A 25,590-nucleotide genomic window follows, 5' to 3' on the forward strand; every position below is an offset into this window, starting at 1 on the left:
CTGCGCGCCGGCAGGGTTCACGCGCACGACGCCCGTCACGGTGACACTCACGGGGCGAACACCTTGCCGGGGTTGAGGATCCCCTGCGGATCGAAGACGCGCGCGATCTGGCGCTGCAGCTCCCACTGGTCATCGCCGAGTTCGTCAGCGAGCCATCGGCGCTTGAGGACCCCGATGCCGTGCTCGCCGGTGAGGGTTCCGCCGAGATCGAGCGCGGCATGGAACAGCTCGTCGGCGGCTTCCCAGATCTCGGCGGGTACGTCGGGACCATCGAAGATGAAGTTCGGATGCAGGTTTCCATCGCCCGCGTGCGCGACAGTCGGGATCACGAGACCGTAGCGGCGCTCGATGTCGGCGATGCGCGCGAACATCGTCGCGAGCTGCGACCGCGGAACCGAAACGTCTTCGATGAGCGTCGTCCCCAGGCGCGCCATCGCGGGATGCACCGACCGGCGGATCGCGAGCAGTCGCTCGCCTTCCTCGCGGTCGGTGGAGAGGGCGACGGTGCCTCCCGCTGCCTCCAGCACCGCGGTGATTGCCGCCGCGTCAGCTGCCGCGGCGGTGCCGTCGGTCTGAATCGTGACGTGCGTCGCGCCCGGGGTCGGCGCGGCAAGGCCCAGTAACTCGTGGATGGCCGTCAGCGCCGCGGCATCCAGCAGTTCCATGATCGCCGGCTGCAGGCCCGCGGCGGTCACCGTGCTACAGGCGCTCGCGGCGGTGCCGACATCCGTGAAGGTCGCAGCGATGGTGCACACGTCGCCCGGCACGAGCCGTCGGAGCTTCAGGGTCGCACCCACCACGACACCGAGGATGCCCTCGGAACCGATGACGAGCGACGTCAGGTCGAGGCCCGTCACGCCCTTGACTGTGCGGTGACCCAGGTGCAGCAGTCGCCCGTCGGCGAGGACGAGATCGATGCCGAGGACGGCGTCTCGCACCACGCCGTACTTCGCGCACAAGAGGCCCCCGGCACCGGTGGCGATGTTCCCGCCAACGGTGGAGATGTCACGGCTGGCGGGATCCGGTGCCCACCACAGGCCGTGCTCGGCGAGCGCGCGGTTCAGGTCGGCGTTCAGGATGCCGGGCTCGACGACGGCCAGCAGGTCATCGGGTCGCACCTCCAGGATGCGATCCATCGCCCGAACCGAGAGCGCGATCTCGCCGGGGCCGGCGTTCGCGCCGCCGGCGAGCCCCGTCCCCGCTCCCCGGGTGACGACGGGCGTCCCGGTGGCAGAGGCAATGCGCAGCGTCGCTTGGACATCGTCGACGCTCCGGGCATGCACGACGGCGAGCGGGCGCCCGGTGCTGGCGTGCCCCGACTTGTCGGCGCGGGCAGCGTCGAGCGAGGCATCCGTCGTATCGAGCGCGTCGCCGAGTTCGGCACGCAACTGCGCGAGGACCTCGCGGTCGCTCATGCCAGCCGGCGACGCCCGGCGATCACGCCGACGGTGACGGCGAAGACCCCGAAGATCAGACCAACCCACACAAGGCCCACGCTCCACCATGCGATCGTCGCTGAGACATACACGAGGAGCTCAACCACCGCGCGCAGGAACGGATGCACGATGATCACCGCTCGGGGTGAGACGAACAGCGCCCACAGCAGGATGGCGACCACGGGCGCGACGATGCCCGCGACGATGTTCCAGGGGAAGGGCCAGGCGGCGAAGCCCCAGAACGCGAGCGTCCCGAACGCGAAGAGTTCGCACAAAACGGCGAGCACGTCGACCACGCTGAGTGCCGGGCGGGTCCCTGCGGGCAGGCCGGACGGGGTCGCTGATTCGGGCATGGCTTCAGTCTAGGCCGCGTGAGTTGGGCGCATCTGGTCGCTATCGCGGCAAAAGGAGGGCCCGAATCGTCGCTTCTGGGCTAGGAGACGACAGTTCGCGCCCACTATCCGCAGCCTCACTGCACGCGGTGGCCGTCACACCAGACGGCGCGCACGGTCAGCGAGGCATCCAGCAGCACGGCGTCGGCCGCGTGACCGGGGGCCAGGATGCCGAGGTCAGGGCGACCGACCGCTCTGGCGGGCACGACGGTGAGGGCACCGAGGGCGTCGGCGAGGTCGACTCCGGCCCCGACGGCGACGCGCAGCGCAGCATCCTGTGTCAGCGTCGACCCGGCGATCGTATCGGTCCCGGCGATGCGTGCGACACCGTCGACGACATCTACCTCCAGCTCGCCGAGCACATACCGGCCGTCGCCGGCGCCCGCGGCGGCCATCGCGTCGGTGACGAGCGCGATCCGTCCCGGCGCCGCGGCGAACAGGATCCGGATGAGCTCGGGATGCACGTGGACGCCGTCGGCGATGACCTCGAGCGTCACGCGCGCATCGGCGGTTGCTGCGCCGACCGGCCCCGGCGCGCGGTGGTGCAGGGGAGGCATCGCGTTGAACGCGTGGGTCAGGATGCTAGCGCCGGCCTCGAACGCTGCGCGTGTCGCCTCGAGGTCGGCATCCGTGTGACCGACCGCGACGCAGACGCCCACCTCCCGAAACGCGCGGATCGCGTCAGCCGCACCGGGCAGCTCTGGTGCCAGCGTGACCTGCCGGATCGTCCCGGCCCCGGCCTCGAGCAACGCGGCGACAGCGTCCGGGGTCGCCGCGCGCAGGGCCGCGGGGTCGTGGGCGCCGCGGTGACCCGGGTCCAGGAACGGTCCCTCGAGGTGGGAGCCGAGGATGCCGGCATCCGTCTTCGTCATCGCCGCGATCCGGGCGACCTGCTCCGTGAGGTGCTCGAGCGAGCCGGAAACCAGCGAGAGTACGGCCCGCGTCGTGCCGTGCGCGAGGTGGAGGGCGCGGGCGGCGCGGATGTCTGCCCCATCGCCCTCGTACGAAAAGCCGCCGCCGCCGTGACCGTGGAGGTCGACGAACCCCGGCGTGAGAATGGCGCCGGGTCCGGCGACCTCGCTCGCGTCGATGATCGTCGCGGAGGCCGGACGGGACCGCCACGACTCGCAGGTTCCCACGGCGGCGATGGTGCCGCCGTGCAGCTCCACCCACGCATCGCCGGTCTCGGCGCCGTCCGAGACGAGCCGCGCGCTGTGGATGATCGTGGCGGTCACGATGCGTCCCCGTCGCGCCAGGGGATCTCGGGTGAGCGGCGGAAGCGGATGCCGAGGGCGTCCCACAACCCCGCGCGCGCGGCGACGCGAATGCGGAACGAGTCCCAGGTTCGCAACGGATGCCGCTCCACAGCCGGTGACCACGCGGCTTCGGCTGCGGCCGCGATCCGCGGGAACATCAGCGTGTCGATATCGGTGGCGGTGCGCACGGTCTCGGTCCACAGCGCTGCCTCGACACCGAGGATGTCGCTCTCGGCTACCCCGTCGAGCACCGACGCCGGCTCCCACGCGTACGCGCGCTCGACGCTCGTGACACCGTTCGCCCAGGTCAGGCCGAGCTCCGAATCCTCCGCATCCTTCATATCGAGGTAGACCGCGTCGGCAGGCGACAGGATGACGCGCCCGCCGCGCGCGACAAACCCCCGAGCCTTCGCGTCCATGCCGTCGGTCGGTGAGACGAATCCCCAGTATTGGCCGATCGTTCCCGGATGAAGGTCAGGTGCCGCACCGGCTTCATGCCACATGACGGGCACCTTCCCGGCATCCGCGACGATGCGCGAGGCGAGACTCACAAACGCGGCATAGTCGGCGGGATCCGTTCCCAGTGCTTCGTCGCCGCCGACGTGCAGGTAGGGGCCGGGGGTCATCGCGGCAAGATCGGAGACGACATCCGCCACGAAGGCCTCGGTGGCGGGCTCGCCGATTCGCAGCGACGAGAAGCCGACCGCGATGCCCTCGTAGGCCTTGCCCGCGACGGGAAGCGTGCTGCCGTAGGCCTCGACGATCTCGCGGATGTGCTCCGAGAGCACGGGAGGCTCGACGATGTCGGGGTAGGCGAGACCGACCGCGTGGGTGTGGCCGGGAAGGTCGATCTCGGGCACGACCGTCAGGTGGCGGGCAGCGGCGTACGCCACGATCCGGGCGTAGTCCTCGGCAGTGTAGAAGCCGCCGGGGTCCCGGCCGATAGCGGTTGCGGATGCCAGCCGTGTGAGCTCCGAGCGCGAAGGGATCTCGATCCGCCACCCCTGGTCATCGCTCAGATGCAGGTGCAGATGGTTCAGTTTCAGCTGCGCAGCCCGGTCGATGACACCGAGCACCACCTCGACGGGGAAGAAGTGGCGCGCGACATCGAGCATGACGCCGCGGTACGCAAACCGCGGCGCGTCAGTGATCTGCACGGCCGGGACGCGCCATCCGTCGTCGGTCCGCTCGATCACCTGCATCAGTGTCTGGATGCCGTAGAACAGGCCAGCAGCGTCGGACCCGACCACCTCGACGCCGTCCGCAGAGGCGATCAGCCGGTAGGACTCGGCAGTTTCGGCATCCGTGACCGCCAACGAGATACCGGGGCCTGTCGCGGTGGAATCGAGGCTGATCGCGCCGTCCGTTCGCGCAGACAGGAGGTTCGTCAGAACATCGATGCCCGTCGGGTCCCCCATGACCGCGGCCCGCGCTCGCAGGATGAAACCCGGTCCTTCGCCCGCCACGACCTCACGAGGAAGAGGGACGGGCCACGCGAAGGTGGCGGTGTCGCGGGGCTGCGCCACAGTCATGTAAAGAGTCCTAACAAATAGTTGTTAGTCACTCTACCAACCGCTCCGTCGCGGATCGAGGGCTGTGTGCGATCCGGTATGCTCAGGATGTCGCGACTGGCGTTGAGGTGGATGACCACCGGGGAGCGACCGACACGGTACTCGACCGTACGCCTGGGTCGAGACGGAACCCCACCCGAGGCCGTCGTCCCCGCCCCGCAGCACAAGGAGCACAACGCCATGAGCGACTCGCTGTTCACCGCCCCACTTGCCGAAGTCGATCCCGAGATCGCTCAGGTCCTTGACCGCGAGCTCGCTCGTCAGCAGAGCTACCTCGAGATGATCGCGTCCGAGAACTTCGTGCCCGTCTCGGTGCTGCAGTCGCAGGGCTCGGTGCTCACGAACAAGTACGCCGAGGGCTACCCGGGCAAGCGCTACTACGGCGGGTGCGAAGAGGTCGACGTCGCCGAAGAGCTCGCGATCGCCCGCGCGAAGGAGCTGTTCGGCGCCGCGTACGCGAACGTGCAGCCTCACTCCGGTGCCACGGCGAACGCGGCTGTCCTTCACGCGATCGCGCGCCCGGGCGACACGATCCTCGGTCTGTCACTCGATCACGGGGGACACCTCACGCACGGCATGAAGGCCAACTTCTCCGGTCGCCTGTACGACATCGTCGCGTACGGGGTCGACCCCGAGACGAGCCTCATCGACATGGACGAGGTGCGTCGCCTCGCGCTCGAACACCGTCCGCAGGTCATCATCGCGGGCTGGTCGGCATACCCGCGCCAGCTCGACTTCGCGCGGTTCCGCGAGATCGCCGACGAGGTGGATGCACTTCTCTGGGTCGACATGGCTCACTTCGCCGGTCTCGTGGCAGGTGGCGTGCACCCCTCGCCCGTGCCCCACGCGCACGTCGTGTCATCCACGGTTCACAAGACCATCGGCGGCCCGCGTTCGGGGTTCATTCTGACCAACGACGAGGCGCTTGCGAAGAAGATCAACTCGGCGGTCTTCCCGGGGCAGCAGGGTGGCCCGCTGATGCACGTGATCGCAGCGAAGGCGACGGCTTTCAAGCTCGCTGCGACCCCGGAGTTCCGCGAGCGGCAGCAGCGCACCGTGCGCGGGGCGAAGATCCTCGCCGACCGGCTCGCCCAGCGCGATGTGGCCGATGCCGGCATCGCTGTTCGCTCGGGTGGCACCGATGTGCACCTCGTGCTCGTCGACCTGCGGAACGCGGCGATCGACGGGAAGCAGGCGGAGGATCTGCTGCACGAGATCCAGATCACCGTCAACCGCAACGCCGTGCCCAATGACCCGCGCCCGCCGATGGTCACCTCGGGCTTGCGTATCGGGACGCCCGCGCTCGCCACGCGTGGTTTCGGGGACGCTGAGTTCGCCGAGGTAGCCGACATCATCGCGCTCGCGCTGCTGCCGAACCCCGACATCGACGCTCTTCGTGCGCGCGTCGCGACCCTGACCGAAGCCTTCCCGCTCTACCCGGGTCTGTCCCAGTAAGCCCGGATCGCTGCGGCATCCGGGTCTGGATGACGCGACCCCGCGCCCGTAGAATACCTATGGACGTAGTTATCCGTCCCGGGACGCGGATGTCGCGGGATGACGACAGGAGACGCGAATGACTGCACAACTACTCGACGGCACCGCGACCGCCGCTGCGATCAAGGGGGAGCTTCGTGACCGCGTCGCTACCCTTGCGGAGCGGGGCATCGTGCCGGGCCTGGGGACACTACTCGTCGGCGATGACGGTGCCTCGCGCTCGTACGTCACCGGCAAGCACCGCGACTGCGCGGAAGTCGGCGTCGCCTCGATTGCTGTCGAGCTGCCCGCGACGGCGACGCAGGAAGAGATCGCGGATGCCGTCCGTGGGCTCAACGCGGACCCCGCCGTCACCGGGTTCATCGTGCAGCTGCCGCTGCCGAAGGGGATCGATGAGAACGCCATCCTCGAGCTGATCGATCCCGACAAGGATGCCGACGGCCTGCATCCGACGAACCTCGGTCGGCTCGTGCTCGGAGTCGACCCTGCCACCGCGGTTGCAGCGCCCCTGCCGTGCACGCCTGCCGGCATCATCGAGCTGCTCACTCGCCACAGCGTGCAGATCGCCGGCAAGCACGTGACCGTCATCGGGCGCGGCATCACCGTCGGTCGCCCGCTCGGGCTCCTGCTGACCCGCAAGGGCACTGACGCGACAGTCACGCTCACGCACTCACGCACCCCCGACCTCGAGGCTCAGGTTCGCCGGGCCGACATCGTCGTCGCCGCGGTCGGGCAGCCGCACCTGGTGAAGCCCGAGTGGATTGCGCCGGGCGCGGCTGTGCTGGATGTCGGCGTGACCCGCGTCGGGACCACCGACTCCGGTCGTGCGAAGCTCGCCGGGGACGTCGATCCGGCAGTGGCCGAGGTCGCCGGCTGGCTCTCTCCGAACCCCGGTGGTGTCGGACCCATGACCCGCGCAATGCTTGTCGCGAACGTCGTGGAGACCGCCGAACGCCTGGCCGGCTGACCCCGACCGCGGCGGCGGCACGCGTCGGCATCCTTGCTCTGGCACAATGACGCCGTGACGTCCTCGACTCCTGCGCGACGCCGCGGCCGTCGCGCGGCCATGGTGGGCGGTATCCTCGCCCTCGTTTTGCTGTATGTCGTCGTGGTTCTGCTCTACGCGTCAGGCGGACGCATCGAGCGTGCGTCTGTGTCTAGCGGGGGCTCGGGGCAACCGCTCGTGCTCACCCTGACTCCTGCTGACGTGGACGCCGCGGCGAGCCACCTCACGCTGCGTATCACGCCCGGTCCCGACCTCGGTTCCTACTCGTCCGACCAATTCTCGATGGACCAAACTGTGCACGTCCTGGTCACCGGAACCGACGGGTCGCGCACGATCACCTACGGCGCGGATGAGGTCGTGGGGGCCGAGACCGTCGCACTCACGCTCGATGGATTCATCGAGCAGTGGCCGTTCGACCGCTACACGACGGAAACGATGATCGTGCCACTGCGCGAAGCTGCGGACGGTGAGGGCGTGCCGATCCCGTACGAACTCGCGGTCGATGGTCGAGTCCCGGGTTGGAACGTCACCGCGCAGGCGGTGGAGTTGCCCGCTATGGCCACCGAGGATGGGCTGATCACAACACTCGGGGTTCAGTTCACCATCACGCGCGCGGCATCCACCATCGCTTTCGGTGTCGTGCTGTTGACGCTGATGGTGATCGCGCCGGTTCTCGTCCTGACCGCTGCGATCACCGTCTATCGGGGCCGCCGCAAGATCGAGGCGACCATGCTCGGCTGGTTCGGCGCGATGCTGTTCGCGACGATTCCGCTTCGCAACTTCCTTCCCGGTTCCCCGCCGATCGGCTCCTGGGTGGACTACCTCATCGTGCTCTGGGTGATCGCTGCGCTCATCGCCGGACTGGTGATCTTCATCCTCGCGTGGCTCCGCAGTGGCCCGGCCGGCGTTGCCGCTGCCCAGTCTGCGGGCGACTCCCACGTGCCGGGCGATGGATCCGACGCGGATGCCGGATCAGATGGCGGCGGGGACTCCTAGCCGCCGCGGGATTCGCGCCCGCGGGCGCCATCCCAGAGGCGGCCAGCGTGTGCTTCGAGACGGTCATCGATGGCGTCGTAGATGAGCCACGCGATGACGAGCAACACCGGTGGGATGACCCAGCCCCAGAAAAAGCCCGCGACGTTGACACCGGACAGCACGACGACGAGCACCCACACGACTGCTGCGACGATGAGCACGACGGCGCCCTGAACGAGCTTTGCGCCTGTGCGCGTGAGGTCGCGGCTTGACCGCTCGGCGCGGCCTCCCAGCCAGCGTCGTAAGGCCGGCTTGACCCAGAGCGTCGCCAGCGCGAGGATCACGGCTGCCCACAGTACCGACCATCCGACCGAGACCTGCGGCATGATCAGACCGATCACGAGCAGCACGACAACGTCGAACAGGTAGAGAGTCACGAAGCGGATCAGCCAGGCGCGCACGGATCCACCCTGCCACGGATGCCGCGTCACGTCAGCCGGGATGCGCCGCTGCTAGTGGCCCCGCGCTCCCTCCCAACCATGGCGGTGGAGGGCGCTTCCGACCACCGCCGTCGCGCTCCCGTCTCGAATCCGTCGAGAGGTCAGGCGGACGACCTCCCACCCCTGCGCCGCCAGTGCCGCCGTTCTGTCGATGTCGCGATTCCACTGTGCGCGATCGGTCCGGTGGTGATCCCCTTCGACTTCGACAATCAGGTCGAACGCTCGATGCATGCCGTCGACAATTGCTATCAGCGCTCCGTCCGCATCGCGGACCTCGACATCCAACTCCATGTCGGGCAGTCGCTCGGCCTCGGCATCCAATCGATACTCAGTCTCGAGCCGGGAAGCACTGCCGACGCGCACCGACGTCAGGGCACGAAGGAGCTCTTTGCGGTGCCGCCGCCCTGGCGCGAGCGCTGCTGCCTCCAACTGTGCGGGCGTGGCCAGTCGCGCGTCCGGCATGGCCCGACCCCGGTGGTCGCGAGGAACTCGTACGAAATGATCCCCCATGATCACGAGCCACCGTTCTGACAGCTCTCCGCCGAGCATCGCCCAGGTCGAGGCGGGAGTGGTCACGCGCAAGCCTTCGACATCCATCACGTACGCAAGGTGCTCGCGCGTCTGAAGGCCGGCCACGCCTCGGGCTCGCGCTGCCCGATGCGGGTGCATGATGCCGACCGACAGGTCTGCGTCAGCGTCGAAGTCGTCGGGGAGTGGACACCCGAGAAGCGCTGCTGCCGTCATCCCTGTGAAGAATCCGCGCCGACTCATCACGCGGCTGTATGCGCGGGCCCGCTCGAGTACCCGGGCGCGGGCTCGGGCGTCGATCGCTTGCGGACCCTCGAACGCGGAGCGTGTCGCGGCCTCGGGACGAATCCGAGTGGCATGGAACGGGCGCTCGAGATCGGACCCACGCAGTCGCCGGGGACTAACACCCATCGCGCGCGCCTCTGCGTAGGCGAATGTGCCAGACAGCGTCGGAGGAAGCGAGGCGTGGCGGCGTGGCATCCGATCAGCATCCGGGGCGGGCCGCACCCGGGGCTGGCCGTTCAGGCAACTCCTGTCATCCTGCGCCGAACCTGGATGTGGGGAGGAGCCCATGCCGGACTCTCGAGCATCACTGTCTGATTCTCGCGCGCGGTCCCAACGGCGAAAGGTTGGCCTGAATTGTCGCTTGCAGGTCCTGAGGCGACAATTTGCGCCCACTTCTCGAGTCGAGACGACAATCTACGCCCACTATCGCGGGCGCGAGCGACCGGCGTGGACGCTGATGCCGCGTCAGGCGTGACGGTCCAGAAACGCGTACACCTCGGAGTCGTCGACGCCGGGGAAGTTGCCGCGGGGGAGCGGGGTGAACATCTGCATGTGCACGCGGGCGCTCGGCCACGCCTTGCCCTCCCAACGCGAGGTGAGCTCCGAGGGTGCCCGGCGGCAGCACGCCTCGTCGGGACACGAAGAGATCGCGCGCTTGGTCGTCTCGCGACCACGGAACCAGCGGGCGTCGTCGAACGGGACCCCCACACTGATCGAGAACTCGCCGTCGGCTGTCGTGCCGGTCTGCGTGGCGCACCAGAACGTCCCGGCGGGAGTGTCGGTGTACTGGTAATGCTCGGTCGTGCGGTTCTGCTCCGAGAATGCAGCGCGCGCCGACCACTTGCGGCACGCGATCTGCCCATCGACGGCACCCGTGACATCCATGGGCAGCGGAAGGTCGTCGTTCTCATAGACGCGCGAGATGGCTCCGGATCCGTCGACGCGCAAGAAGTGCAGGCGGATGCCGAGATGCTGTGTCATCAGGTTCGTCATCCGCATCGCAGCCGCCTCGTGCGTCACGCCGAACGCATCGCGGAAGTCCTCGACGGCGAGGTTGCGGTCTTTCTTGGCCTGCTGCAGGAACGCGACGCCGTTGGTCTCGGGGATGAGGCAGCAGGCGGCGAAGTAGTTGATCTCCAGCCGCTGTTGCAGGAAGTCCGCGTACGAGGTGGGCCGCTGGTGTCCGAGCAACCGGTGCGCCATCGCCTGCAACGCCATAGAGCGCAGCCCGTGGCCGCCCGGGATCGACGCGGGCGGGAGGTAGATGCGGCCGTTCTCGAGGTCGGTGACCGATCGCGCGGAGCGTGGCAGGTCGTTGACATAAAGCAACTCGAACCCGAGGCGCTCGGCCATGATGCTCACGGTGCGGTGGGTGAGAGCTCCTGACACGTGACCTGCTGCTGCGAGTTGCTTCTCAGCGAGCTTCTCGATCTCGGGGAGGTAATTGTCGCGCTCCCGCATCCGCAGACGCAGCTCGGTGTTGGCCCGACGCGCCTCCTCGGGCGTCGCGATCGCTTCTCGCTCACGGCGATCGAGCTCCCGGTGCAGACCGAGTATCGACTCGATCGTCTCGTCCGGCATCCCCTTGGTGACCTTGACCGGTGGGATGCCGAGGCTGCGAAACACGGGGCTTGCCTGCGCGCGTTCGAGTTCGATCTCCAGCGCCGCTCGGCGATTCGGCGGCTCAGCCGCCAGAAGATCGGTGACTTCCAGCCCCGTCGCGTGGGCGATTGCCTGCAGCAGCGAGAGCTTCGGCTCGCGCTTGCCGTTTTCAATGAGGCTCAGTTGGCTGCCGGCGACCCCGACCTGCGCACCCAACTCGTCGAGCGTCCACCCTCGAGACACGCGTTCGTGACGGATGCGGTGCCCGAGGGTCACCAGCTCGAGGTTCGTGGGTGCCATTCCTTGATGCTAGCGAAAGAATCGGGTTTCTTATGAGGCTAGACGCGTTCAAACCGCGCTTCACGTGCAGGAAAGTGGACAACGAGCCCCCAGACGACGTCGCACACAGGAGAGACAATGGCCATCGCTGACATTACTCACCCCACCATCTCGGCGCCCGCGTCGGCATCCGGCGAACTGCCGTCGATCTCTGGCCCCGGCATGGATGCCCTCATCGAGTGGGTGGGCGAGATCGCAGCGCTCACCAAGCCCGATCGGATCCACTGGGTGAGCGGCTCCCGCGCCGAGAACGAGGCTCTGCTGCGCGAGCAGGTCGAGCAGGGCAAGCTCATCAAGCTCAACCCCGAGTGGCGGCCGGGCTCGTACCTCGCGCGCTCTCACCCGAGCGATGTGGCACGCACCGAGGCGCGCACCTTCATCGCGTCGGAGCGCGAGGAGGACGCCGGCCCGACCAATAACTGGGTGGCCCCCGCCGAGATCCGCGCCACGATCGCTCCACTTTTCGACGGGTCGATGCGTGGGCGCACGATGTACGTCGTGCCGTTCTCGATGGGACCCGTTGCTGGACCGCTGTCGCACATCGGCGTACAGATCACCGACAGTGCCTACGCTGTCACCTCGATCGGCATCATGACGCGTGTCGGCACCGATGTCCTGCGCGAGATCGCAGCTGGGTCGCCGTGGGTCAAGACCGTCCACTCCGTGGGTGCGCCGCTGGCGCCGGGTCAGGAGGATGTCGCCTGGCCGTGCAACGACGAGAAGTACATCGTGCACTTCCCCGACACGCTTGAGGTGTGGTCATACGGCTCCGGATACGGCGGCAACGCCATCCTCGCGAAGAAGTGTTTCGCGCTGCGCATCGCCTCGGTCATCGGGCGTGATGAGGGCTGGATGGCCGAGCACATGCTGCTCATCCGCGTTATCAGTCCCGAGGGCAAGGCTTACCACCTGGCCGCCGCGTTCCCGTCGGCCTGCGGCAAGACCAACCTTGCGATGCTGCGCCCGACGATCCCCGGATGGCGCGTCGAGACCCTCGGCGACGACATCGCGTGGCTGCGCCCTGGTGAGGATGGGCGTCTCTGGGCGATCAACCCCGAGGCCGGCTTCTTCGGCGTCGCCCCCGGCACCGGTGAGTCCACCAACGTCACGGCAGTTGAGACGCTCTGGGGCAACACGATCTTCACGAACGTGGCTCTTCGCCCCGACGGGGATGTGTGGTGGGAGGGTCTCACCGACGAGGCTCCCGCCGAGCTCATCGACTGGGAAGGCAACCCCTGGACCCCGGCATCCGGGCGTCCCGCGGCGCACCCGAACTCCCGTTTCACCGTGCGTGCCGACCAGTGCCCGCAGATCGCGGACGACTGGGATGCACCCGAGGGTGTGCCGATCGACGCGATCCTGTTCGGTGGACGCCGCGCCACCAACGTTCCGCTCGTGGTCGAGGCAACCGACTGGGCTCACGGCGTCTTCCTGGGTTCGACGATCTCGTCAGAGCGCACCGCGGCTGCAGAGGGCACGGTCGGCGAGCTCCGCCGTGATCCGTTCGCGATGCTGCCCTTCTGTGGCTACAACATGGCCGACTACTTCGGCCACTGGGTCAAGATGGGTCAGCAGCTGCGGTTCGATCGCGCTCCGCGGATCTTCCAGGTCAACTGGTTCCGCAAGGGAACGGATGGTCGCTTCCTCTGGCCCGGGTTCGGCGACAACTCCCGTGTCATCGAGTGGATCATCCGCCGCGTCGACGGGACGGTGCCGGCGCTTGACAGCCCGATCGGGCGCCTGCCGCGCCTCGAGGACCTCAACCTCGAGGGCATCGAGGTTCCGCAGGAAGACCTCGATGAGCTCTTCGCCGTAGACCCCGCGTCGTGGCTGCACGAGGCTGACCTCACCGAGGAGTTCTACGGCGTCTTCGACGGTCGCATCCCGGCCCAGTTGAACGCCGAACTCGCGGCCCTGCGCTACCGCCTCAAATCAGCCTGACCCGGGCGTCCTCCTCCCGCCCGCACCCGGCGCGAACCCGCGTCCCTCGCGAACCCACACCTTCCGGCACCAGCCCACACGTTTCAGCCGCAGGAAGGTGTGGGTTCGTCGAAATTCGTTCGGATTCGGCGGGGTGGCGTCAGACCAGGAGTTGGTGGCGCGCGAGGTCGCGGTAGAGCGGCGTCGACTCGACCAGCCCGCCGTGGGTACCCTGGCCGATCACCTCGCCGTTTTGCATAACCACGATCAGGTCGCTGTCGACGACCGTCGACAGGCGATGGGCGATGACGATAAGGGTCCGTTCTGCTGCGACGGCGTCGATCGCATCCCGCATCCGCTGCTCATTTAGTCCGTCCAAGGATGATGTCGACTCGTCCAGCAGCAGGATGGGCGGGGCGGCCAGAAGAGCACGGGCGATCGCCAGGCGCTGACGCTCGCCGCCGGAGAGCATGACGCCGTTCTCACCGACCGGGGCCTGAAGGCGCAGCGGACTGCGCTCGAGCACCTCGGTCAGGTTCACCGCGTCAAGAACGCGCTCGCAGTCGGCATCCGTCGCCTCGGGGGAGGCGAGGCGCAGGTTCTGCGCGATCGTTCCGGCGAGGGTCGGCGCGTCCTGCTCGACGTAGCCGAGCTGTGCGCGCAGCTGTTCGCGCGGAAGGGTTCGGATGTCAGCACCACCGAGCAGGATCGCGCCGGCGGTCGGATCGTAGAACCGCTCGATGAGTGCGAGCGTCGTGCTCTTGCCGGCCCCTGACGGACCGACGATCGCCACACGCGACCCCCGGGGGACGTGGAACGAGACGCCGCGCAGCACGTCGCCGGCATGATCGGATGCCTCGGACTGCGCCTGCTCATTGGAGGTGGCATCCGTGCCGTCGTCACCCGCGAGCGCGATGGCCGATGTGTCGACATGCGCGCTCTCGAGCACGGCACGCGCTTCGGTCTCGGCCTTTCGGCGTGCGGCGACGACGGCCTCGGGGTATCGGAACCAGACATCCCGGAACTCGATCGCGATCTCCCGCGGTTCCGGTGTCACGGATGCCGGGTCTGAGGCCGCGGCGCCCGCCATCTGTGACACCGGAACGGGGGAGGACTCGGTGACGGATGCCGCGAGCCGTGCGTCGTCGGCGTCCTCTGTCGGGAGATTGAGGATCTCTTGGATGCGGCCGAGCGCACCGAGGGCCTGGTTCACCGAGGTGATGGCCCCGAAGAAGCTCCCGAGCGGGCCGACGAGCAGGAAGAGGAACATGATGAAGGTGACCAGGCTTGCGATCTCGATCGCGCCGGATGCCACGCGGAATCCGCCGACGCCCAGGACGACCAGCAGTGAGACCTGCAGGGCGATGCCCGCGACAGGAACGACGAGCGCCGAGACCTTCGCGATCCGCACGCCGACGCCGTAGGCCTCCGTCGCGACACCCGTGATGTCCGCAACCTCGCGCTCGGTGGCTCCTGCGGCGCGCACGGTTCGGATCGAGCTGACGGCGCGTTCCACCGAGGAGGCCAACTCGCCGACCTTCTCTTGCTGCTCGCCGGTGGCGCGGCGGATCCTGCCGCTGAGGATCACGACCACGGTGACCGACAAGCCGATCACGACGACGATGGCCAGCAGCAGAAGGGGGTCGATCAGCGCCATCGCGACCAGGGCACCGATAAAGAGGAGCGAGTTGCCGACGGCATCCGCGAGTCCCTGCGTGAGGACCGCGTACAGCAGCGTCGTGTCGGTACCGACACGGGAGACGAGGTCGCCCGTGCGGCGTGCATCGAACTCCCGGATGGGAAGGTGCAGGATGCGGGCCACGAGCTGTCGCCTGCTCGAGTAGACCACGGCAGTTCCGGTGCGCTGCAGCAGGTAGTGCTGGAACCCGGAGATGAGCGATGCCGCGACAACGAGCGCGACGATTCCCCACACGAGCCATCCGAGCGGGACTTGATCTTGAACGCGGGTGATCACCTGGCCGACCAGCACGGGCTGGGCGAGGGTGGCGACTGCCCCGATGATGCTCAGGATCGCGACCACGATGAGCACGTTCCGATGCTCGAGAAGGAAGGGCACCAGCTGGCGGAAAGTCGCGCGCGGGCCTTCTTCGGGGGTGCGACGACCACGGCGGACGGGACGCGTATCAGCGCGCGACATCGAGACCTCGATTCGGGGGAGGGGCTATCTACGACCGTACTCCGCGCTGGATACCCCGCTCGCCCCACGGTAGACGGACTGTGCGAGGATCCGCGCCGAGATCGTGAAAGATATCGCCGACAGCCGGGCTGCAAACACTATTGTCGAGTCGAGGAGGATACGTCGATGACGACGATGTCAGTCGAGGGTGCCCCGAGCACCGACGTCACCAGGCAGATCCGCGAGGCGATCCCCGCTCGCTCGCCTACCTCGAGACACACCCCGACCCGGGGCGTCGCGCGTCGTCGCCGCCGCGCGGTGTGGCTTAGCGCGGCGGCGACGACCTCCCGCCCGTCAGCTGGATGCGGCTGAGGTGTCCCGACGGTAGTTCTCGCGCGCGTACGACGAATACGGTGCGGGAGCAACCGTCGCGCGGATCTCAACCTGACGGTGTGGCTCGACAGCGGGCTTGGCGGAGTTAGGGTCCTCGCCCCACACCACCACGACCTCCGTGCCCGGCTCCGCGGCATCCGGAACGAGACTCGCCAGCGAAGCGAACACCTGCTCGTTCGTGATGTACCCGGCGTCGTGCGAGATCCCGACGTCGCGACCGTTGATGAGAACGCGGTCGACCTGATACAGGCCGTAGCGCGCCTTCGGGAAGTCGATGTACTTCGCCGGCAACCCCGGCTCGAGCAGGGATCGCTGCGCCGCTGCGACATCGTCGGGGTTCCAGATCAACGTCACCTTGGTGCGCTGGGGCTGCTGGGCGATGCGCTCAAGTGCGTCCCGCCCGAGGAAGTCGTGATCGAACGCCACGCTGCGGCCGTACCCCAGGTCGTAGGGGGTGACGTAGTAGTCCTCGATCCGGTCGGAGCTCAGGCTCCCGGCCAGGGATCCGGCGCTGGTGGCGGGGAGCCAGTCGAGGTAGCGCTCTGCGTGGGCTCCGGTGAAGATCGCCGGCAGCGGAGAGGGTACCCATGCAGACTCGAGGTTCGCCGACGAGTAAGCCTTGGAACCGACCCGGACTAGCCCGAGCGCCGCGCCTTCGCGCAGCAGCGCCTCACGAACGCGCTCGCCGTCCTCCCAGGGGCCAAAGAGCTCGAAGCCGGGCTGGCCGGCCATGCCGTGGCGCAGCGAACGCACGGTGATGCCGTCGATCGTGAAGGTGGCCATGTGGAAGAACCGCGTGGGCGGGACTGGCGCGCCGGTGACGCGTTCCATGAGCTCCAGCGCGTTCGGTCCCTGCAGCTCGTAGCGGTAGAGCGTGGGGTTGCCGGAGCGCACGATCGAGTTGCCGTCCCGCTCGAAGGTGACGTCGTAGTCTCCGGTCTCGCCGTGGAACTGGACCCAGTCGATCACCATCTGGTGGCCGACGAGGTCGAACTCTTCTTCGGCCAGGTAGAAGAGGATCGCGTCGCCGATGAGGTAGCCCTCGTCGCCTACGGCAATGAACTGCTTCGCATTGTCGACCTCGAAGCGGGCGAAGCTGTTGACGCCGAGGTTGCTCAGCAGACGCAGGGCGTCGCGACCGCGGATGAACAGGTCGGTCATGTGGTGGGACTGGTCGAGCAGGGCGACGGTGCTGCGCCAGGACTGCTGCTCGGATCTCCAGTTGCTGAACTCCGCCGTTACGGGAAAGATCGTGGGCCGCGCCTGTGCGTTGCGCAGAAGCTGCACGGGGCTTCCCGCTCGGGCGATCGCGGCAGCCAACGACTCGGTCATGTGAACTCCTTCGTTCCGGGCTCGACGCGGTGCGCGCCGGTCCGAGGAGACGCTATCCCAAGCGCGGCTGAATCAAATACCCTTTCATGATGAGCCCTGCTAATAGCGCTATGAGCAGTCCTCATGTCGATCGATCGAGGGGCACGCATGCTCACTGACCTGAACCTCACCCGCGTGTTCGTTGCGATCTACGAGGCCGGCAGCCTGACAGCGGCGGGGCGCAGATTGTTCGTGACGCAGTCGGCGATCAGTCAGTCGCTCGCGCGGCTGCGCCGGGAACTCGGAGATCCGCTGTTCGAGCGAACGGCGCAGGGGATGCGTCCCACAGCGCTTGCCGAAGCGATCTATCCCGAGCTCCACGAGGGCATGTCAGTGATCGATCGGACCATTGCGGCAGTGACCGGGTTCGACCCCCTGACCTCTGAGCGCACCTTCCGCATCGCACTGTCGGAGCTCGGTGAGATCGGCTGGCTTCCGGCGATCGGCGACGCGATGGCGCTCGGAGCGCCGCGCGCGCGCCTTGCCGTCACAGCGTTGCGCGGTGAAGACCTCGAGGATCTACTCACCCGAGGATCTGTGGACCTTGCCATCACCCCGGCGGAACTGCCCGCTGCGTTCGAGCGCCAGACGGTCAAGCGCGAGGAGTACCGCGTCGTGATGTCCTCGCAGAACCCCCTCGTCGGCGCTGAGATGAGTCTCGAGGCGTACCGTGCGGCGCGCCGGGTCTGGGTCGAGGGCGACTCGAGTGCCCGCCTGCTGGCCGGCGTACACGCTCGCCACGGCGTGAGCGAGCCGCCGGCGGTGAGCGTGCAACACATCGCGTCGCTCCCGCCCTTACTCGCGCGGTCGACGACGCTCATCGCGACGATTCCCGAGACACTGGCTGTCGGATGGTCGCGGAGCTGGCCGCTCATCATCCGCGAACTGCCCTTCGCTCTCGGACCCGTCGAACTGCATCTCTATCGTCGCCGGTCCCCACAGCACGCGGGTGCGCTCGACTGGTTCTTCAACACCGTCTCGGCGGCGGTCAGCGGCTTTCCGGGCGGCTTCGAAGGCATCCACATCGCGTCCTGACGCGACTGCCCGAAGACGATCTCGGGGGCGGATGCCGCAGCATCCGCCCCCGAGATCGTTGTGCGCGAAGCGCTGCCGGATCAGAGCGATCCGGTGGTGCGCCACCCGCCCTGGTACTCCTGGCGTGCGGTCACGGCGTAGGGCACGGGGCTGACGACGGCGCGGATCGCGATCTGCTCGTGCGGCTCGACTGTCGTCTTGCCCGATCCGCCGTTCGGCTCGCCCCAGACGGCACGAACCTCGGCTCCCACGGGAACGTCACGGTCGACAGTGGCCAGCGACAGGCCGCGCTTCTCGTTCGCGGTGACGCCCGTGAACAGCGAGAGGCCCACGGTGTTGCCGTCGGCGTCGATGACGGCGTCGTAGTTGCTCGAGCCGTAGTTGGCGTTGGGCAGGTCGAAGAACTGGTACCCGGGGCCTTCGCGGTCGAGCACCGAGGCGAGCACCTTGGTGAGGTCCTCGTCGTTCCACGCGAGCGTGACCTTCTTGCGCTGGGTCTCGGGATCGAGCTTTTCGAGCGCGTCACGACCGATGAAGTCGTGATCGAACTTCACGAACGAGCCGTAGCCGAGCTCCCACGGGTTCAGGTAGTAGTCCTCGATGTTCTCCGAGACGAAGGACCCTGCCAGCGCGTTGATCGCTTCGTAGCTGTTCGCGGGCAGCCACTCGCGGTAGGCGCGCTCGGCCTCGCTGGAGTAGATCGCGGGCAGGGGCGAGGGGATCCAGCCCGACTCGAGAGTGTTCGACGAGTAGGCGCGCGAGCCGCAGGGTTCGATGCCGAACTCGCGGCCTGCCTCGAGGATGGCATCGCGGATCTTGCCGTGCTGCTCGTAGGGTCCCCAGATCTCCAGGCCTGGAGCGCCTGCCATGCCGTGACGGAGCGTGCGCACCTTCTCGCCGGCGATCGTCATCTCTCCCATGTGGAAGAACTTGACCTGCTCGACCGGTCCGCCGGCGAGCTTCTCGATGATCGCCCAGGCGTTCGGGCCCTGGATCTGGAAGCGGTAGTAGTCGCGGTGCACGGCCTGGCCGTAGGGGCGGGAGGGGGAGCGGTCGTCGTAGCGGAACTCGACGTCGTATCCGCCGGTCTCGGCGTGGAACTGCAGCCAGTTCGCCCCGGGGGCGCGGCCGACGTAGACGTACTCACCCTCTGCTTCGTGGAAGAGGATGCCGTCACCGATGACGCCGCCGTTGGAGGCGGTGGGAACGAACTGCTTGGCGGTGTTGACGGGGAAGTTCTTGAACCCGTTGATGCCCGTGTCGGTGAGCAGCTTCAGCGCGTCGGGGCCCTTCACGAAGAAGTTGACCATGTGGTGGCTCTGGTCGTAGAGCACCGCGGCGTTGCGCCACGCCTTCTGCTCGCGGCGCCAGTTGCTGAACTCAGCCGGAACCACGGGGTAGATGTACGTCCCGAGCTGCGAGTCCCGCAGCATCCGGACGGTATCGCCCTTCTCGTCCAGCAGCTCTTGCAGATTCTTGGCCATGGGTGTCTCCTCGACTTCCTCGTCCGGGTGGCTTCAGCGAGAGCGTACGGGCAAAATTTACCTATGTCCAGAGGTATTTAGTTGTAAACACAATCCTGCGGAACGCCCGACGGGGCGATCTGGAGCGGCGAGCTCACTCCCAGACGGTGGCGGCAGTGTCGACGACCAGACGGATCTTGGCCCACTGCTCGTCCTCGGTGAGGAGGTTGCCTTCCTCGGTTGAGGCGAATCCGCACTGCGGGCTGAGGGCAAGCTGCTCCAGCGGTGCGAACTGCGCTGCCTCCTGAATGCGAGTGCGCAGCAGGTCGGCATCCTCGAGCTCGCCCGACTTGGTGGTCACGAGGCCCAGCACAACCCGCTTGTGGCCGTGGGGAAGGAAGCGGAGCGGCTCGAAACCACCAGCGCGGTCGCTGTCGTACTCGAGGAAGTAGCCGTCATAGTTCGTGTCGGCGAGCAGGTGCTTGGCGACGGGTTCGTAACCGCCGGACGAGATCCACGTGGACCGGAAGTTGCCGCGGCACACGTGCGTCGTGATCGTCATGTCGGCGGGCTTTGCCTCGAGGATCGCGTTGAGCATCGCGGAGTAGCGTTCGCCGATTCCCTCGGTACGGATGCCGCGGGCCGCTGCCTTCTCGAGCTCCTCGGGCGAGCAGAGGTAGGCCCACGCCGTGTCGTCGAACTGCAGGTAGCGGCATCCGGCCTCATAGAACGCCTGCACCGCGTCGCGGTAGGCCTGCACGAGGTCGGGCACGAGGGCATCGCGGTCGGCGTAGAGGTCAGTGGTGATCCCCGCAGGCTCGAGGCGGAAGTCGAAAACGGTGGGGGCGGGGATCGTGAACTTCGGCGTTGCCCCGGTGGCGACAGTGGCCTCGGCGAGCGAGCGGAAGTGGGCGAGGAACGGATGCGTGTCGCTGAAGCCGATGCGTCCGTTCACCTGCAGGCCGAGAGGCCGCGTCTGCACGCCCTGGAACTGGATGCCGTGGTCGAGTTCGACCACCTCGACACCATCGAGCATCCCGAAGAAGTCGAAGTGCCACCATGACCGCCGGAACTCGCCGTCGGTGGCGAGCCGCAGACCGTTCTGCGCTTCCTTCGCCACGAGCGCGGCGATCTCGGCATCTTCCACCTCGCGGAGGGCGGCATCATCGATTTCGCCCGCAGCGCGCGCGGCGCGAGCCTCGGCGAGGGCTGCCGGTCGAAGGAAACTGCCGACGATGTCGGCGCGGTAGGGAAGCTGTGTATCGGTCACACCGGGATGCTACTCCCGCGTCGTCGGATGTCGGAGATCGCTCGTACAGTAGGACGGTGCCAGAGCCTGTGATCCGCGCCCACAACCTCGTCAAGGCTTACAAGATCGCCGGCAAGGATGACTTCCTTGCCGTGAACGGGCTGTCGTTCGAGGTGGCCCCCGGCGAGTCATTCGGACTTCTCGGCCCGAACGGCGCCGGCAAGTCCACGACGATGAAGATGATCGGTGCGGTCTCGACCCGCACGAGCGGGGAGCTCAGCATCCTGGGCCTGGATCCTGACCAGTACGGTCCTGAGATCCGTTCGCGGCTGGGTGTCGTCCCGCAGCAGGACAACCTCGATGGCGAACTCAACGCCCGCGAGAACCTCTTCATCTATGGCCGCTATTTCGGGCTCCCGGGCAAGGTGTGCGCACAGAAGGCCGACGAGCTGCTGGCGTTCGCTGCGCTCGAAGACAAGGCGAAGAGCAAGGTCGATCAACTCTCGGGCGGCATGAAGCGACGGCTCACGATCGCCCGCGGGCTGATCAACGATCCCCGCATCCTGCTGCTGGACGAGCCCACGACGGGACTCGACCCGCAGGCCCGCCACGTGCTGTGGGACCGTCTTTTCCGTCTCAAGGAGCGCGGCACGACGCTCGTGCTGACGACGCACTACATGGACGAGGCCGAGCAACTGTGCGACAGGCTCATCGTGGTCGACAAGGGGCAGATCATGGCCGAGGGGACGCCGGCCTCGCTCATCCGCGAGCACTCCAGCCGTGAGGTGCTCGAGGTGCGTTTCGGGTCGGATCGCAATGAGCAGGTGGCGCCGCAGCTCGCGGGGATCGGCGACCGCGTCGAGGTGCTCCCTGACCGCATCCTCGTCTACGCGCACGACGGTGAGCAGGCTCTCGAACGGGTGACCGCCGCGGGCCTGCAGCCGCTGACCTCGCTGGTGCGCCGGTCGAGCCTGGAGGATGTGTTCCTGCGCCTGACCGGAAGGTCGCTGATCGAATGAGCACGCCGATTCCGGATGCGCGCACTCAGCCAACCCTGGACGAGTTGCGTGCCGAAGCTCTCGCCTGGGGGCGCAAGCCCCGCCGGTGGGGCTCGTGGTACGTCGCCGAGCATATGGTGCGTGCGATGCGCGCCTACGGGTGGACGATCGTCGTCGGTGCTCTCGGCCAGCCCATCCTGTATCTGCTGGGGCTGGTGCTGGGTCTTGCCGCGCTCCTGGACGGCACGATCGAGGTGCACGGCGAGCAGGTGCGTTACCTCGTGTTCGTCGCCCCGGCGCTACTCATGACCGCAGCGATCGGCGTGGCCACCGAAGAGTTCACCTACCCGGTGATGTCGGGGTTCAAGTGGCGCCGCTACTTCTACGGCTTCAACGCGTCGGCGCTGTCGAGCCCGCAGATCGCGAACGGGGTCATCCTCGGCGCCTCGGCGAGGATGCTGATAGCCGTCGTCGCCTACTACGTCTTCATCGTCCTCTTCGGTGCGGTTCCCGACCCTGCCACCGGCTGGCTGGCGATGTTCGTCGGGCTGCTTGCGGGGCTCGCGTTCGGCGTGCCTTTGATGGCGTATGCGGCGTCGATCCAGGACGACAAGGGTCAGTTTGCGCTCGTGCAGCGCTTCCTGTTCGTGCCGATGTTCCTGTTCTCGGGCACCTTCTACCCGCTCGAGAACCTCCCGATCTGGCTGCAGTGGATCGGTTGGATCTCGCCCCTGTGGCACGCGTCGGAGCTGGGTCGGATGGCAACGTATGGGTCGCCCGGTGGCCCCGGCGCTGTCGCGATCCACCTCGCGTATGTCGTTCTTCTGACCGTCGTCGGCTACGCGTTCGCGCGCCGCACCTTCGCGCGGAGGCTCGCGAAATGACCGCGCTGGCATCGGAGACCGAACCCCGCCGCAGCGGGAGCGTCCGTGCGCTGTGGTCGGGCAACCCCTGGGCCGTCGTGCAACGGGGTCTCATCGCGGCGCGGTCGTCGAGCTGGGTCGTTGTGCTCTCGGGCTTTTTCGAGCCCGTGTTCTACCTTGCCTCGCTCGGCATCGGTCTGGGTAGCCTCATCGAGGATGTCGAGACCTCCTCGGGGATGGAGGTTTCCTACGCGGCCTTCATCGCTCCCGCACTGTTGGCGGTGTCGGCGATGAACGGCGCCATCTACGACTCCACCTGGAACGTCTTCTTCAAGCTGAACTACGGCAAGCTCTATGAGGGGCAGCTCTCGACATCCCTCGGCCCACTGGATGTCGCCCTCGGCGAGATCATGTACGCGCTGCTGCGCGGACTCGTTTACGCGACCGGGTTCATGATCATCATGCAGTTTGCGGGCCTGAACCTCGCGCCCACGGCGATCCTCGCGCTGCCCGCGGTCGTGCTCATCGCTTTCGGGTTCGCGAGCCTCGGGATGGCGGTGACGAGCTACATGAAGACCTTCCAGCACATGGACTGGATCAACATGGTGCTGCTGCCGATGTTCCTCTTCTCGGCGACCTTCTACCCGATCACCGTCTATCCGGAGTTCGTCCAGGCGATCGTCATGGCCCTACCGCTGTGGCACGGCGTCGAACTCATTCGTGGCCTCACCACCGGGGCACTGTCGATCGCGATGCTCGGCCACGTCCTCTACTACGTGGTCATGATCGCCGTCGGCCTCATCTTCACGACCACCCGACTGCGGAAGCTCTTCTTGGACTGACGCGAAGGCATCCCGCCCCCGACGCTCGCGCTAGAGCGATACCGTCTCGCCCGCTCCGATCTCGTCGTAGTCCACGTCCCTGGTCTCCGGCGAGAGGAGGAGGGCGATGAAGGTGAGCACTGCCATCGCCGAAAGATATACACCGACGAGCCAGGGGCTCCCATCGGCGGCCGCCCACAGCGCCACGGCCACCAAGGGTGCAAGCGCCGCACCCAGGATCGACGAGACGTTGTAGGAGATCGCCGACCCGGTGTAGCGCACCTCGGTGGGGAACAGTTCGGGCAGCACCGCGCCCATCGGCCCGAAGGTCGAACCCATGAGCACGAACCCGAACACGAGGAAGGCCTGCACCAGCGCACCGGTGAACTTCGGATCGGCCTGGGGGAGCAGGAAGACTGTGAACGTGACACCGAACACGATGATCGCCGCGGTCACCCACAGCAGCAGGCGGCGCCTGCCGATCGCGTCAGCCACGGGGCCAGAGAGCAGCGTGAAGATCCCGAAGAACACGACGCCGATGATCTGCATCAGCACGAAGTCCGTGTATCCGAAGCCGAGGCCAGGCACGTAGGTGGCCGGGTCGAACGAGGTTCCTGCCGCTTCTGCGGCTGCCTGCGCGGCATCCGTCGTCGCCTTCGTTCCGTACGAGAGCGTGAAGCTCGTCATCAGGTAGAACAGCACGTAGGTAGCCAGCATGATGAACGTGCCGAGAATCAGCTGCCACCAATAGCGACGCAGCGCGAGCCCGAGGGGGAACTTTCGGAGCGTCCCCCTCTTCTCGGCCCGCGTGAACGAGTCAGACTCGACCAGGCGCAGCCGAACCCACAGGCCGACGATGACCATGACCGCCGAGAACAGAAACGGGATGCGCCAGCCCCAGGCAAGAAACGCGTCCGAAGCTTGAGCCGTGCCATCGGGGTGGGGGAGCGCGAGGTTGATCGCCAGGAAGATGCCGTTCGCGATGATGAAACCGATCGGGGCGCCGAGCTGTGGGAACGTGCCGTACCAGGCTCGCTTGCCCGCCGGGGCGTTCTCGGTAGCGACGAGCGCGGCCCCCGACCACTCGCCGCCCAGCGCGAACCCCTGCGCGAGTCGCAGCACAAGCAGGAACACCGCGGCCCAGACCCCGATCTCGTTCACGGTCGGGAGCAGGCCGATCACGAAGGTCGCGATACCCATAGTGAGAAGCGAGGTGACCAGGGTTGCCTTGCGGCCGAACCGGTCGCCGAAGTGCCCGAACACGACGGCGCCGAGCGGGCGGGCCACCATCGCGGCGCCGAACACTGCGAAGGATGCCAAGAGTGACGTGGTCTCGTTGCCCGTCGGAAAGAACAACGCGGGGAAGACCAGAACCGCCGCCGTCGCGTAGACGTAGAAGTCGTAGAACTCGATCGTCGTGCCGACAAGGCTTGCCGTGATGACACGGCTTCGCGGGTTGGCGGGCACGGGAAGGGTACCGGTGGCGGAGGTCATGCTGGCCTGTGGAGGAGGCGGACGAGAACGGCGTCCGCGCCTCCGGACTCGCCTAGCGCCAGAGAGTGGCGATCGCCGCGTTCGCGAAGGTGAGGATGCCGATCGCCCAGAATACACCGGCCGGTGCCGAGCCGTTCCGCTTGGTGCGGGCTGAGCCGATGCCGAGGAGTGCTCCGATGATGAGCAGGATGACGAGCTTCGTCCCGATCTTCACGTAGTTGAACTCGACGCCCTCGGGGACGCCCCACGGCGCGGCCAGCGCGAGCCCTGCGACGCCCGCGATCAGCAGGCCCCAGTTCATGAGCGTCGTCACGGCTCCGGTGCGCCGCACCGCTTCGACGACCCAGGCGCCGAACAGAATCGCAAAGCCCGAGAGGTGAACGAGAAGCACGGCGTGACGAAGAATCTCCATGCCGTCAGCGTACCTTATGCATCACTGAAGGTGGAGTCTTCTTCGCCTGA

At 67.4% G+C, this 25,590-nt stretch carries 22 protein-coding genes and 1 riboswitch; of the genes, 9 read left to right on the forward strand and 13 right to left on the reverse strand.

Annotated elements, in window-relative coordinates:
• Positions 1 to 47 precede the first annotated feature (47 nt).
• The 4 genes from AADH62_RS00570 to AADH62_RS00585 all read right to left on the reverse strand — a co-directional run bounded on the left by AADH62_RS00570 (position 48) and on the right by AADH62_RS00585 (position 4,616).
• Entirely contained in the window at positions 48 to 1,415 is a 1,368-nt protein-coding gene (locus AADH62_RS00570) for an FAD-binding oxidoreductase (protein ID WP_341577800.1), read from the reverse strand.
• Entirely contained in the window at positions 1,412 to 1,789 is a 378-nt protein-coding gene (locus tag AADH62_RS00575; RefSeq protein ID WP_341577801.1) for a YrdB family protein, read from the reverse strand. The genes AADH62_RS00570 and AADH62_RS00575 overlap by 4 nt, the downstream gene beginning before the upstream one ends.
• A gap of 116 nt (positions 1,790 to 1,905) precedes the next feature.
• Positions 1,906 to 3,066, reverse strand: a complete 1,161-nt coding sequence (gene nagA, locus AADH62_RS00580) for an N-acetylglucosamine-6-phosphate deacetylase (RefSeq protein ID WP_425355633.1) — start codon at positions 3,064 to 3,066, stop codon at positions 1,906 to 1,908.
• Positions 3,060 to 4,616 carry a family 20 glycosylhydrolase gene (locus tag AADH62_RS00585; protein WP_341577803.1) on the reverse strand — a complete coding sequence of 519 codons (1,557 nt, stop codon included), beginning with the start codon at positions 4,614 to 4,616 and terminating at the stop codon, positions 3,060 to 3,062. The genes nagA and AADH62_RS00585 overlap by 7 nt, the downstream gene beginning before the upstream one ends.
• A gap of 82 nt (positions 4,617 to 4,698) precedes the next feature.
• Positions 4,699 to 4,782: riboswitch (ZMP/ZTP riboswitch) on the forward strand.
• Positions 4,783 to 4,835: 53 nt separating this feature from the next.
• Between AADH62_RS00585 and glyA the strand changes: the two genes are divergently transcribed.
• The 3 genes from glyA (at position 4,836) to AADH62_RS00600 (ending at position 8,151) form a co-directional block, all read left to right on the forward strand.
• Positions 4,836 to 6,110 carry a serine hydroxymethyltransferase gene (glyA, locus tag AADH62_RS00590; RefSeq protein WP_300592204.1) on the forward strand — a complete coding sequence of 425 codons (1,275 nt, stop codon included), beginning with the start codon at positions 4,836 to 4,838 and terminating at the stop codon, positions 6,108 to 6,110.
• Between the two features lie 118 nt (positions 6,111 to 6,228).
• Positions 6,229 to 7,116 carry a bifunctional methylenetetrahydrofolate dehydrogenase/methenyltetrahydrofolate cyclohydrolase gene (locus AADH62_RS00595; RefSeq protein ID WP_341577804.1) on the forward strand — a complete coding sequence of 296 codons (888 nt, stop codon included), beginning with the start codon at positions 6,229 to 6,231 and terminating at the stop codon, positions 7,114 to 7,116.
• A 54-nt stretch (positions 7,117 to 7,170) separates the two neighbouring features.
• The gene (locus tag AADH62_RS00600; protein ID WP_341577805.1) at positions 7,171 to 8,151 is read left to right on the forward strand and encodes a DUF4436 family protein; all 981 of its coding nucleotides are present in this window, start codon (positions 7,171 to 7,173) and stop codon (positions 8,149 to 8,151) included.
• Here the strand turns inward: AADH62_RS00600 and AADH62_RS00605 are convergent.
• Both AADH62_RS00605 and AADH62_RS00610 read right to left on the reverse strand, forming a co-directional pair.
• The gene (locus AADH62_RS00605; protein WP_341577807.1) at positions 8,148 to 8,591 is read right to left on the reverse strand and encodes a hypothetical protein; all 444 of its coding nucleotides are present in this window, start codon (positions 8,589 to 8,591) and stop codon (positions 8,148 to 8,150) included. The genes AADH62_RS00600 and AADH62_RS00605 overlap by 4 nt on opposite strands.
• 51 nt (positions 8,592 to 8,642) lie before the next feature.
• The gene (locus AADH62_RS00610; RefSeq protein WP_341577809.1) at positions 8,643 to 9,401 is read right to left on the reverse strand and encodes a DUF559 domain-containing protein; all 759 of its coding nucleotides are present in this window, start codon (positions 9,399 to 9,401) and stop codon (positions 8,643 to 8,645) included.
• Between the two features lie 222 nt (positions 9,402 to 9,623).
• Between AADH62_RS00610 and AADH62_RS00615 the strand changes: the two genes are divergently transcribed.
• Complete coding sequence (locus AADH62_RS00615) at positions 9,624 to 9,758, forward strand: hypothetical protein (RefSeq protein ID WP_341577810.1); 135 nt, start codon at positions 9,624 to 9,626, stop codon at positions 9,756 to 9,758.
• 150 nt (positions 9,759 to 9,908) lie between these two features.
• On the opposite strand, the gene AADH62_RS00620 is transcribed toward AADH62_RS00615, so the two are convergent.
• Entirely contained in the window at positions 9,909 to 11,345 is a 1,437-nt protein-coding gene (locus tag AADH62_RS00620) for a helix-turn-helix domain-containing protein (protein WP_341577811.1), read from the reverse strand.
• Positions 11,346 to 11,462: 117 nt separating this feature from the next.
• Here AADH62_RS00620 and AADH62_RS00625 point away from each other — a divergent pair, with 117 nt between their 5' ends.
• A complete protein-coding gene (locus AADH62_RS00625; protein WP_341577812.1) occupies positions 11,463 to 13,325 on the forward strand; it encodes a phosphoenolpyruvate carboxykinase (GTP) in 1,863 nt (620 codons plus the stop codon).
• Between the two features lie 139 nt (positions 13,326 to 13,464).
• On the opposite strand, the gene AADH62_RS00630 is transcribed toward AADH62_RS00625, so the two are convergent.
• The gene (locus AADH62_RS00630; protein WP_341577813.1) at positions 13,465 to 15,462 is read right to left on the reverse strand and encodes an ABC transporter ATP-binding protein; all 1,998 of its coding nucleotides are present in this window, start codon (positions 15,460 to 15,462) and stop codon (positions 13,465 to 13,467) included.
• A gap of 333 nt (positions 15,463 to 15,795) precedes the next feature.
• The gene (locus AADH62_RS00635; RefSeq protein WP_341577814.1) at positions 15,796 to 17,166 is read right to left on the reverse strand and encodes an aminomethyl transferase family protein; all 1,371 of its coding nucleotides are present in this window, start codon (positions 17,164 to 17,166) and stop codon (positions 15,796 to 15,798) included.
• A 123-nt stretch (positions 17,167 to 17,289) separates the two neighbouring features.
• Here AADH62_RS00635 and AADH62_RS00640 point away from each other — a divergent pair, with 123 nt between their 5' ends.
• Complete coding sequence (locus AADH62_RS00640; RefSeq protein ID WP_341577815.1) at positions 17,290 to 18,240, forward strand: LysR family transcriptional regulator; 951 nt, start codon at positions 17,290 to 17,292, stop codon at positions 18,238 to 18,240.
• An 80-nt stretch (positions 18,241 to 18,320) separates the two neighbouring features.
• On the opposite strand, the gene ligM is transcribed toward AADH62_RS00640, so the two are convergent.
• A complete protein-coding gene (gene ligM / locus AADH62_RS00645; RefSeq protein ID WP_341577816.1) occupies positions 18,321 to 19,724 on the reverse strand; it encodes a vanillate/3-O-methylgallate O-demethylase in 1,404 nt (467 codons plus the stop codon).
• A 133-nt stretch (positions 19,725 to 19,857) separates the two neighbouring features.
• Positions 19,858 to 20,973, reverse strand: coding sequence for a 5-methyltetrahydropteroyltriglutamate--homocysteine S-methyltransferase (locus AADH62_RS00650; protein WP_341577817.1), 1,116 nt, complete (start codon positions 20,971 to 20,973; stop codon positions 19,858 to 19,860).
• Between the two features lie 56 nt (positions 20,974 to 21,029).
• Here AADH62_RS00650 and AADH62_RS00655 point away from each other — a divergent pair, with 56 nt between their 5' ends.
• Genes AADH62_RS00655 through AADH62_RS00665 form a run of 3 tightly spaced genes read left to right on the forward strand, consistent with a single transcriptional unit; the run spans position 21,030 to position 23,655 of the window.
• Positions 21,030 to 21,971 carry an ABC transporter ATP-binding protein gene (locus AADH62_RS00655; protein WP_300592333.1) on the forward strand — a complete coding sequence of 314 codons (942 nt, stop codon included), beginning with the start codon at positions 21,030 to 21,032 and terminating at the stop codon, positions 21,969 to 21,971.
• On the forward strand, positions 21,968 to 22,834 hold the full coding sequence (locus AADH62_RS00660) for an ABC transporter permease (RefSeq protein WP_341577818.1): 867 nt from the start codon (positions 21,968 to 21,970) through the stop codon (positions 22,832 to 22,834). The genes AADH62_RS00655 and AADH62_RS00660 overlap by 4 nt, the downstream gene beginning before the upstream one ends.
• Positions 22,831 to 23,655 (forward strand): ABC transporter permease, encoded by an 825-nt coding sequence (locus AADH62_RS00665; RefSeq protein WP_341577819.1) that lies wholly within the window; start codon positions 22,831 to 22,833, stop codon positions 23,653 to 23,655. The genes AADH62_RS00660 and AADH62_RS00665 overlap by 4 nt, the downstream gene beginning before the upstream one ends.
• Positions 23,656 to 23,685: 30 nt before the next feature.
• Here the strand turns inward: AADH62_RS00665 and AADH62_RS00670 are convergent, their stop codons facing one another.
• Both AADH62_RS00670 and AADH62_RS00675 read right to left on the reverse strand, forming a co-directional pair.
• Positions 23,686 to 25,128 carry an MFS transporter gene (locus AADH62_RS00670; protein WP_341577820.1) on the reverse strand — a complete coding sequence of 481 codons (1,443 nt, stop codon included), beginning with the start codon at positions 25,126 to 25,128 and terminating at the stop codon, positions 23,686 to 23,688.
• A 52-nt stretch (positions 25,129 to 25,180) separates the two neighbouring features.
• Positions 25,181 to 25,540 (reverse strand): Fe-S protein, encoded by a 360-nt coding sequence (locus AADH62_RS00675; RefSeq protein WP_300591210.1) that lies wholly within the window; start codon positions 25,538 to 25,540, stop codon positions 25,181 to 25,183.
• Positions 25,541 to 25,590 lie beyond the last annotated feature (50 nt).

This window comes from Microbacterium schleiferi, assembly GCF_038150145.1.
Taxonomy (GTDB): Bacteria; Actinomycetota; Actinomycetes; order Actinomycetales; family Microbacteriaceae; genus Microbacterium; species Microbacterium schleiferi_B.